General features: G+C 72.4%; 7 protein-coding genes. 5 read left to right on the top strand and 2 right to left on the bottom strand.

The features are described from left to right. The first annotated feature begins 203 nt into the window (after positions 1 to 203). Positions 204 to 1,088, top strand: a complete 885-nt coding sequence (locus tag ABZY44_RS36720; protein WP_356661734.1) for a helix-turn-helix transcriptional regulator — start codon at positions 204 to 206, stop codon at positions 1,086 to 1,088. A 196-nt stretch (positions 1,089 to 1,284) separates the two neighbouring features. Beyond that, complete coding sequence (locus tag ABZY44_RS36715) at positions 1,285 to 1,494, top strand: DUF397 domain-containing protein (RefSeq protein WP_356661732.1); 210 nt, start codon at positions 1,285 to 1,287, stop codon at positions 1,492 to 1,494. Between the two features lie 159 nt (positions 1,495 to 1,653). Here ABZY44_RS36715 and ABZY44_RS36710 read toward each other — a convergent pair whose 3' ends face one another. Then, the gene (locus ABZY44_RS36710; RefSeq protein WP_356661730.1) at positions 1,654 to 2,499 is read right to left on the bottom strand and encodes a hypothetical protein; all 846 of its coding nucleotides are present in this window, start codon (positions 2,497 to 2,499) and stop codon (positions 1,654 to 1,656) included. Positions 2,500 to 2,734: 235 nt separating this feature from the next. Between ABZY44_RS36710 and ABZY44_RS36705 the strand changes: the two genes are divergently transcribed. From ABZY44_RS36705 to ABZY44_RS36695, 3 genes are all read left to right on the top strand, one after another. Further along, positions 2,735 to 3,907: a PLP-dependent aminotransferase family protein gene (locus ABZY44_RS36705; RefSeq protein WP_356661736.1), complete on the top strand. Its 1,173-nt coding sequence runs from the start codon at positions 2,735 to 2,737 to the stop codon at positions 3,905 to 3,907. Positions 3,908 to 4,110: 203 nt separating this feature from the next. Beyond that, positions 4,111 to 4,896, top strand: a complete 786-nt coding sequence (locus ABZY44_RS36700; protein WP_356661728.1) for an SDR family oxidoreductase — start codon at positions 4,111 to 4,113, stop codon at positions 4,894 to 4,896. A 40-nt stretch (positions 4,897 to 4,936) separates the two neighbouring features. Next, positions 4,937 to 7,528, top strand: a complete 2,592-nt coding sequence (locus tag ABZY44_RS36695; protein ID WP_356661726.1) for a bifunctional FO biosynthesis protein CofGH — start codon at positions 4,937 to 4,939, stop codon at positions 7,526 to 7,528. Between the two features lie 97 nt (positions 7,529 to 7,625). Here ABZY44_RS36695 and ABZY44_RS36690 read toward each other — a convergent pair whose 3' ends face one another. Beyond that, positions 7,626 to 8,729 carry a tyrosine-protein phosphatase gene (locus ABZY44_RS36690; protein ID WP_356661724.1) on the bottom strand — a complete coding sequence of 368 codons (1,104 nt, stop codon included), beginning with the start codon at positions 8,727 to 8,729 and terminating at the stop codon, positions 7,626 to 7,628. Between the last annotated feature and the right edge of the window lie 312 nt (positions 8,730 to 9,041).

Below are 9,041 nucleotides of genomic sequence, written 5' to 3'. Positions count from 1 at the left end.
AGCCTTTTCCACCCTGCCCCCCTGCGTTACGGCCGGCCCACCGGCCCCGCCACCCCGCGCGTTCGCGTGTGCGTCCCGGTCCGGCATCCCTCCGGGGCCCGTTCCGGCCCGTTCCCCAGCGGGGCCGCATGCTTCGGTGGCAGTCTGCTCAGCATCAGACACGCAGAGAGACAGCAACAGAAGAAGGCGGAGGTGCCGTTCACGTGGCGTCCAATGTCAATCCCACCGTCCGACGCCGCCGACTGGGCATGGAGTTGCGCAAGCTCCGCGAGGACAAGGGCATGACGGCCGAGCAGGTCGCCGAGCGCCTGCTCGTCTCCCAGTCGAAGATCAGCCGACTGGAGAACGGCCGTCGCTCCATCAGCCAGCGCGACGTCCGCGACCTGTGCGACGTGTACGAGGTCGAGGACCGGCGACTCGTCGACTCCCTCATGCAGATGGCCAAGGACTCCCGCCAGCAGGGCTGGTGGCACGCCTTCGGCGACATCCCGTACAGCGTCTACATCGGACTGGAAACGGACGCGGCCAGCCTGCGCACCTACGAACCCCTGGTGATCCCGGGCCTGCTCCAGACCCCGGAGTACGCCCAGGCGCTCGTCCGCGGCGCGTGGCCGGAGACCGCTCCGGCCGACGTGGACAAGCGGGTCCAGGTCCGGATGCACCGCCAGAAGCGGCTCTCCGAGACCGACAACAACAACCCCGAGCTCGGACCGCTGCGGTTGTGGGCGGTCATCGACCAGGCCGCCCTGCAGCGGCACGTGGGCGACGCCCAGTTGATGATCCGGCAGCTGGAGTACCTGATAGAGCAGTCGGAGCAGCCGCACGTGACGGTGCAGGTGATGCCGTTCTCCATGGGGGCGCACCCGGGCGTCAACGGCCAGTACGCCATTTTGGAATTCCCGGACGCCTCCGACTCGACCGTCGTCTACATCGAGGGCGTGACGAGCGATCTGTACCTGGAAAAGGCCAATGATGTGCAGAAATACAGCGTGATGTACGAGCATCTGCGGGCACAGGCGCTCAATGTGGACCAGACCAGGCTGTTCATCTCGGAGATCATCGAGGAGTTCGCCGGCAAGAGAAAGTAGGGGGAAACGGGCTCCGTTCCGCGGAGGGCCGGTACGGTACACCGTCACTCCCCGGCCACAAAAGGCCTGAATGGAATATGCCACTCGGTCGGGTGAACGTCTCCTTCGCTGTCGGGGCGCTGCGGGTAGCGTCGATCACGTCGGCCGGAGGAAGGGCCGGCGAGACACGGAACCACTCGCTGAACCGGAGAGACACATGGCTATTCGTCAGGGCGCAACGGAAATCTGGACCAAGTCCTCCTACTCCGCCAACGGCGCTTGCGTCGAGGTCAGGTCCCCCCTCGTGGAGGCCGTCGCGGTCCGCGACTCGAAGGTGCAGGACGGTCCGTCCCTCACCTTCGCGCCCGGCTCCTGGACCTCGTTCGTCGCCGATGTGACCGAGGGCCGGCTGGGGCGCCTCGGCTGAACATCGAGGCGAACATTCCAGCCGGCCGACGCAAGAACTGCGCCACCAGCACCACCGCACCACTGTCTGGAGCCCTCTCGACTGGCCCGCCGTCCTGGCCGAGGGGGCTCGGCCATGTCGCCGCCCGCCCCCGTGCGCGCCCCGGACGCGCCTGCCGGGCTACCTCAGCTGGTCGACGTACCGGTCGGTCCCCGGCACCGTCGGGATGAACGGCGCCACCAGCTCCACCCGCCCCAGCCCCGTCTGCGCGACCTCCGCGTCGAGCCCCTGGAAGCGGTCCCAGCAGGAGCGCGGATCGGCTTCCAGGAACCACAGCAGGGTCAGCCGGGTGTCGACCCCCTCCACCTGCTTCACGTACGTCATCCGGTCGCCCGGCAGCGGCGTCGGCCGGAAGACCGTGACCATGGCGGCCGGGGATCCGGCCAGCCGCTCGGGCAGCGCCCTCGAACGCAGCCGCTCCAGCAGTTCGGCCCGCTGCCCGGGCCCGTCGGCGTCGACGACCTGGACCACGAGCCCGCCGTAGGGGTGGTCGAGGGCGTGGAAGTCGCGGGGGCCCGCGGCGCCGTCGCGGTAGACGGTGGCCTCGTGGTCCTGGAACGCCGTGAAGACGTGCGTGCGGTCCTGATAGACGCGGCCGTCTCGGTTGAGGCGCTTGTTGATGCCGACGGTCCACTTCATGTGCTCGTCGTAGCGTCCCTCGGTGACCCAGTACGTGGAGAGGTAGCACCCGGCCGTGACGGGCTGGGCGACGGCCGACTTCTCCGGGTAGCGCAGCTCCTGGAGCTCGCGGGTGGCGACCCAGCGGCGGCCGGCGTACATCCACGGCATGGCCATGGCCCCGGCGTAGTAGTGGTCGTCCTCGTACCAGCGGTTGTACGCGAACTCGTGCCCCGGGTGGGGTTCGACCATGGTGATCAGCGCGTGGCCGGGGCGGACTCCGTAGGGGCCGACCGAGGCGAGCTCGGCGTAGTCGTCGACGCGGGTGGTGCGCTCGTCTGCTGTCATGGGGACCGGTCTAGCTGATAGCACGTCAGATGGGGAGCCTCGGTAAGGGAGTTCACCATCCGAAACATAGATGGCGGATACACATTCCTGGCGGCTACGATGCGCGCACCCCGCCCGCGCGCCCGACCCGCGCGCCGACCCGCGCACCCCCTGCGAAGGAGCTCCCGTGCCCGCCGCCCCGCCCTCCCCCACCCTCGCGCCCGCCGCGGCGGCCGCCCCGGCACCCGCCCTCGCGATCGCCCCGACGCCCGCCCTCGCGGACCGCGTCCGCACGACGAAGCCCTCCGCGATCCGCGAGATCCTCGCCGTCACCTCCCGGCCCGGCACGATCTCCTTCGCCGGCGGCCTGCCCGCCCCCGAACTCTTCGACACCGAGGGGCTGCGCGCCGCGTACGACGCCGCCTTCGCGCGGTCCGCCCGCCGCGCGCTCCAGTACTCCACGACCGAGGGCGCCCCCGAGCTGCGCGAGGCGGTGGCGGCGCGGCTCCACGGGCGCGGACTGCCCACCTGCGCGGACGACGTCCTGATCACCACCGGCTCCCAGCAGGGGCTCGCCCTGATCACGACCGCGCTGATCGGGCCGGGCGACGCGGTCCTGGTCGAGGACCCCACCTACCTGGCCGCGCTCCAGGGGTTCGCGCTGGCCGGCGCCCGGCTGATACCCGTGCCGTGCGACGAGGAGGGCATCCTCCCGGACGCGCTGGAGGAGATCGTCGCGCGCGAACGCCCCAAGCTGCTCTACACCGTCCCCACCTTCCAGAACCCGACCGGCCGCACCCTGCCCGCCGCCCGCCGGGCGGCCGTCGCGGAGATCGCGGCCCGCCTCGGACTGTGGCTCCTGGAGGACGATCCGTACGGGGACCTGCGCTACGAGGGCCGCGCCCTCCCCTGGCTCGCCGCCCACCCGGGCGCGGAGGACCGTACGGCGCTGCTCGGCAGCTTCTCGAAGGTCATGGCCCCGGGGCTCCGCCTGGGCTGGCTGCGCGCGCCGGCGGCGCTGCTGCGCGCGGCGGTGCTCGCGAAGCAGGCGGCGGACCTGCACACCTCGACGGTGGACCAGCTGGCGACGGCGGAGTACCTGCGGACGGTGGACCTGGACGCCCACGTGGCCCGGGTCCGCGACGCCTACCGGATCCGCCGGGACGCACTCCTGGCGGGGCTCGGCGCGGCGCTCCCGGCGGGCTCCACGTGGAACCGGCCGGAGGGGGGCATGTTCGTCTGGGCCCGCCTCCCCGAGGGCCACGACGCGACCGCCCTGTTCCGCGAGGCGGCCGCCCGGGGCGTCGCCTTCGTCCCCGGAGCCCCCTTCTTCGCAGGCACCCCGGACCCCCGCGCACTGCGCCTGTCGTTCACGACGCACACGGCGGAGGAGATCGAGGAGGGCCTGCGCCGCCTGGCGGGCGCGTAGCGGACGACACGGGCACGGGCACCACGGGCACGGCCACAGGCGCAGGCACAGGGGCCACAGGCACAGGCGCAGGCGCACGCACGGGGGAAGACACGGCACGGCACCGCGCGCGCGACCGCGCCCCTTCCCTCCCCGCGCCCCGCGCCGTAGCCTGACGCCCCGTCAGATGAAGGCCCACGCCTCGTCACCCAGGAGCCCGCCCCATGCCGCTGCTGCAAGGGAAGACCGTCATCGTCTCCGGCGTAGGAGCCGGACTCGGCCACCAGGTCGCCGCCACCGTCGTCCGCGACGGCGGCAACGCCGTGCTCGGCGCGCGCACCGAGGCCAACCTCGCCAAGTCCGCCGCCGAGATCGACGCCGACGGCGCGCACACCGCGTACCTGCCGACCGACATCTCCGACGAGCGCCAGTGCGAGGCCCTCGCGGCCCTGGCCGTCGAACGTTTCGGCGGCGTCGACGCCGTCGTCCACGTCGCCGCCTGGGACTCCTACTTCGGCGGCCTCGAGGACGCCGACTTCGGCACCTGGCAGCAGATCCTCGACGTGAACCTGCTGGGCACGCTGCGGATGACCCGCGCCTGCCTGCCCGCCCTCAAGCGGACCGGCGGCTCCGTCGTCATCATCGGCACCCAGTCCGCCATCGCCTCCCCCAACGAGGTGCAGCAGGCCGCGTACGCCGCCTCCAAGGGCGCCCTGACCTCCGCCATGTACTCCATGGCCCGTGAGCTCGGCCCCCACCGCATCCGCGTGAACACCGTGCTCCCCGGCTGGATGTGGGGACCGCCGGTCCAGGCGTTCGTCACCTTCACCGCGCACACCGAAGGCGTCCCCGAAGCCGAGGTCCACGCCCGGCTCACCGACCGCATGGCACTGCCCGACCTGGCCACCGACGGGGACGTCGCCGACGCCGCCGTCTTCCTCGCCTCCGACCGGGCGCGGGCGATAACCGGCCAGTCCCTGCTGGTCAACGCCGGTGAGCTGATGCGATGAGGCCGCCCGTCCCCGCTCGAGCGGATCGTATGCTCGGGCCATGACCACTCCGAGTGACGCTCCGACCGAGAACTCGATGCGCCGCGCGCTCCGCCGCGCCCGCGACGGCGTCGCGCTCGACGCGACCGAGGCGGCCGTACTCCTGCGGGCGCGCGGCGAGGCCCTGAGGGACCTCGCCGCCTCCGCCGCCCGCGTACGGGACTCCGGACTCGAAGCCGCCGGCCGGCCCGGCGTCATCACGTACTCGCGCAAGGTCTTCATCCCCCTCACCCGGCTGTGCCGCGACAAGTGCCACTACTGCACCTTCGTCACCGTCCCCGGCAAGCTCCGCCGGGCCGGCCACGGGATGTACCTCTCTCCGGACGAGGTGCTCGACATCGCCCGCCAGGGCGCGGCGCTCGGCTGCAAGGAAGCCCTGTTCACGCTCGGCGACCGGCCCGAGGACCGCTGGCCCGAGGCCCGCGAGTGGCTCGACGCGCACGGCTACGACGACACCCTCGCCTACGTCCGCGCCATGGCCATCCGGGTGCTGGAGGAGACCGGTCTCCTCCCCCACCTCAACCCCGGCGTCATGACCTGGTCCGAGCTCCAGCGCCTCAAGCCCGTCGCGCCGTCGATGGGCATGATGCTGGAGACGACGGCCACCCGCCTGTGGTCCGAGCCCGGCGGCCCGCACCACGGCTCCCCCGACAAGGACCCGGCCGTGCGGCTGCGCGCCCTGGAGGACGCGGGCCGCTCCAACGTCCCCTTCACCACCGGGGTGCTGATCGGCATCGGGGAGACGTACGAGGAGCGCGCGGACGCCTTCTTCGAGCTCCGCCGGATCCAGCGCAGTTACCACGGCATCCAGGAGTTCATCGTCCAGAACTTCCGCGCCAAGCCGGACACGGCCATGCGCGCGATGCCCGACGCCGAGTTGGAGGAGCTGGCGGCGGCCATCGCGGTGGCCCGCCTCATCCTCGGTCCGTCCGCGCGCATCCAGGCCCCGCCGAACCTCGCCGACGCCGAGTACGGGCTGCTCATCGGCGCCGGCATCGACGACTGGGGCGGGGTCTCCCCGCTCACCCCCGACCACGTCAACCCCGAGCGCCCGTGGCCGCACATCGACGAGCTGGCCGAGTGCACCGCCGCCGCCGGCTTCGAGCTGCGCGAACGCCTGACGATCTACCCGGAGTTCCTGCGGCGCGGCGAGCCCTGGCTGGATCCCCGGCTGCTGCCGCACGTACGGGCGCTGGCCGACGAGGGGACGGGCCTCGCGGACGAGTCCGCGACCGTCGAGGGCCGGCCGTGGCAGGAACCGGACGAGGGCTTCACGGCGTACGGCCGTACCGATCTGCACGCCACGATCGACACGCGGGGCCGTACCGGCGACCGCCGCGAGGACTTCGACCACGTCTACGGCGACTGGGAGGCCCTGCGCGAGGCGGCGGCCCCCGGCATGCTGCCCGAGCGCATCGACACGGACGTACGGGCGGCGCTCGCGCAGGCCGCGGACGACCCGACCCGGCTCACCGACGACCAAGCCCTCGCGCTGCTGCACGCGGACGGCCCCGCGCTGGACGCGCTCTGCCGGATCGCGGACGACCTGCGCAAGTCGGTGGTGGGCGACGAGGTCACGTACATCGTGACCCGCAACATCAACTTCACCAACGTCTGCTACACCGGCTGCCGCTTCTGCGCCTTCGCGCAGCGCCGCACGGACGCCGACGCGTACACGCTCTCCCTCGACCAGGTCGCCGACCGGGCCGCCCAGGCCTGGGACGTGGGCGCGGTCGAGGTGTGCATGCAGGGCGGCATCCACCCGGACCTGCCCGGGACGGCCTACTTCGACATCGCGCGGGCGGTGAAGGCCCGGGTGCCCGGCATGCACGTGCACGCCTTCTCCCCCATGGAGGTCGTCAACGGCGCGACCCGCACCGGCATGTCGGTGCGCGACTGGCTGACGGCGGCCAAGGAAGCCGGCCTGGACTCCATCCCGGGCACGGCGGCGGAGATCCTGGACGACGAGGTCCGCTGGGTCCTCACGAAGGGGAAGCTGCCCACGGCGGACTGGATCGACGTGGTCTCCACCGCCCACGAGCTCGGCATCCGCTCCTCCTCCACGATGATGTACGGGCACGTCGACCAGCCCCGGCACTGGCTCGGGCACTTCCGCACGCTGGCCCGCATGCAGGAGTCCGCACGGGCCAAGGGGGTCCTCGGCTTCACGGAGTTCGTGACGCTCCCCTTCATCCACACCAACGCACCGGTGTATCTGGCGGGCATCGCCCGGCCGGGCCCCACGGTGCGCGACAACCGGGCGGTGACGGCGATGGCGCGGATCCTGCTCCACCCGCACATCACCAACATCCAGACCAGCTGGGTGAAGCTGGGCTCGGAGGGCGCCGCCGAGATGCTCCGCTCGGGGGCGAACGACCTGGGGGGCACCCTCATGGAGGAGACCATCTCGCGGATGGCGGGCTCGAGTTACGGCTCGTACAAGTCCGTCCGGGACCTGATCGCGGTGGCGGAGGCGGCGGGCCGCCCGGCGAAGGCCCGTACGACCCTCTACGGCGAGGTCCCCGAGGAACGCCGGGCCGCGGCCCGCGCCTCGGACGGCCACCTGCCGGAACTGCTCCCGGTCCTGGACTGACGGGCACGGGCACGGGCACGGGCATGGGCATGGGTACGCGAGGGGGCCCGGGCGGGGATCACGCCCGCCCGGGCCTCTTGGCCGACCCGCGCTCCGGTCAGCCGACGAGGAGGTCGTCCTTCAGCTCGCGCAGCTCGCGGGAGTCGATGCCGAGGCCTTCCTTCAGGTAGCGGTCGAAGGTGCCGTACGTGGCCTTGACCTCGTCGTAGCCCGCGTTGAGGTACTCCGGGCGGACGTCGAGCATCGGCTTGTAGACGGCGGCCTGGGCGGCCGGGAGGTGCGAGAGGATCGCGTCGTTCGCGGCCTTGCGGTAGTCGTTGCTGGCCAGGTAGTCGGCCATCACGGTCTCCTCCGGCACGCCGAGGGCCGTCAGCAGCGAGGCGTTCGCCCAGCCCGTACGGTCCTTGCCCGCGGTGCAGTGGAAGAGGACGGCGCGATCGCGGTCGCGCTCGATGCCCTCGAAGACCCGGGTGTAGGCCTTCTTGCCGCCGTCCCCGCTGACCATGGACCTCTCCGCGTCGGCCATGGCCTTGACGGCGGCCTCGGGGGAGGTCGGCATGGCCTGGAAGGAGGGCGAGCCCGCGAACACGTCCGCGACGACGTACTTCGCGCCCGCCGGAACCTTGTCGGCGTCCTTGGTCCGCTCGCTCTCCATCCGGAGGTCGAAGACCGTCTTGACGCGCAGGCGCTGGAGCTTGGCGAGGTCGTTGGCGGTCAGCTTGTCGAGGGCGTCGGAGCGGTAGATCTCGCCCATCTTGACCCACTGGCCGGTGGTGGTGCGGTAGCCGCCGGCGTCACGGAAGTTGGCGGTGCCCTCCAGCGCGACCAGCCGGTCGGCCAGGCGCAGGCCCTCGCCGCGCTCGGGCTCGAAGTCGAACCACTGCCGGTCGGCGGCGGGCAGCCCCGTGACGACGGCCTGGCCCTGCGCACCGCCCTTGGCGACGACCTTGCCGTTCGCCTTGATCTCGACGCGCCCCGTCCCCTTGGCGCTCCACTTCAGCGTGAACGCGCCGTCGGCGCCGGCGGTGACGGTGGCCTCGGTGAACGGGACGGAGGAGCGGTGGCCGTGGCGGCCGCCCCGGTGGAGGTCCCAGCCGGAGTCGGCGGAAGCCGACACCGCGGCGGAGGCGGCGGGGGCCACGACGGCGGCGAGGGTGAGCGTGGAGGCGACGACGGTCGCGGCGAGCAGTGCCTTCTTCATGCCTTGAGACTGTTGGCCTGCGAACAACGCAGCGTGAACACGGCATGTCCGAAACAGGCCACGGGCACGTCAGATGGCAAAACGTGCCAGTCGCCTGGCCGGCGGGTGTGTGATCCAGGGCCGGCCCCTGAGAACCCTCGAGGCAGGGCCCTGCCCGACCCCCCGGGGCTCCGCCCCGGACCCCGCCGCCTCAAACGCCGGCGAGGCTACATTTCCCCCCCCCAGCCCCGCCGACGCTCGAAGCGCCCCCTCCCAGCCCCGCCGACGCTCGAGGCGCCGCCCCCTCCCAGCCCCGCCGGCGTTTGAGGCGCG

It is taken from the genome of Streptomyces sp. NPDC006544 (assembly GCF_040611715.1).
Taxonomy (GTDB): Bacteria; Actinomycetota; Actinomycetes; order Streptomycetales; family Streptomycetaceae; genus Streptomyces.
This window is presented reverse-complemented; position numbering and strand designations above follow the sequence as displayed.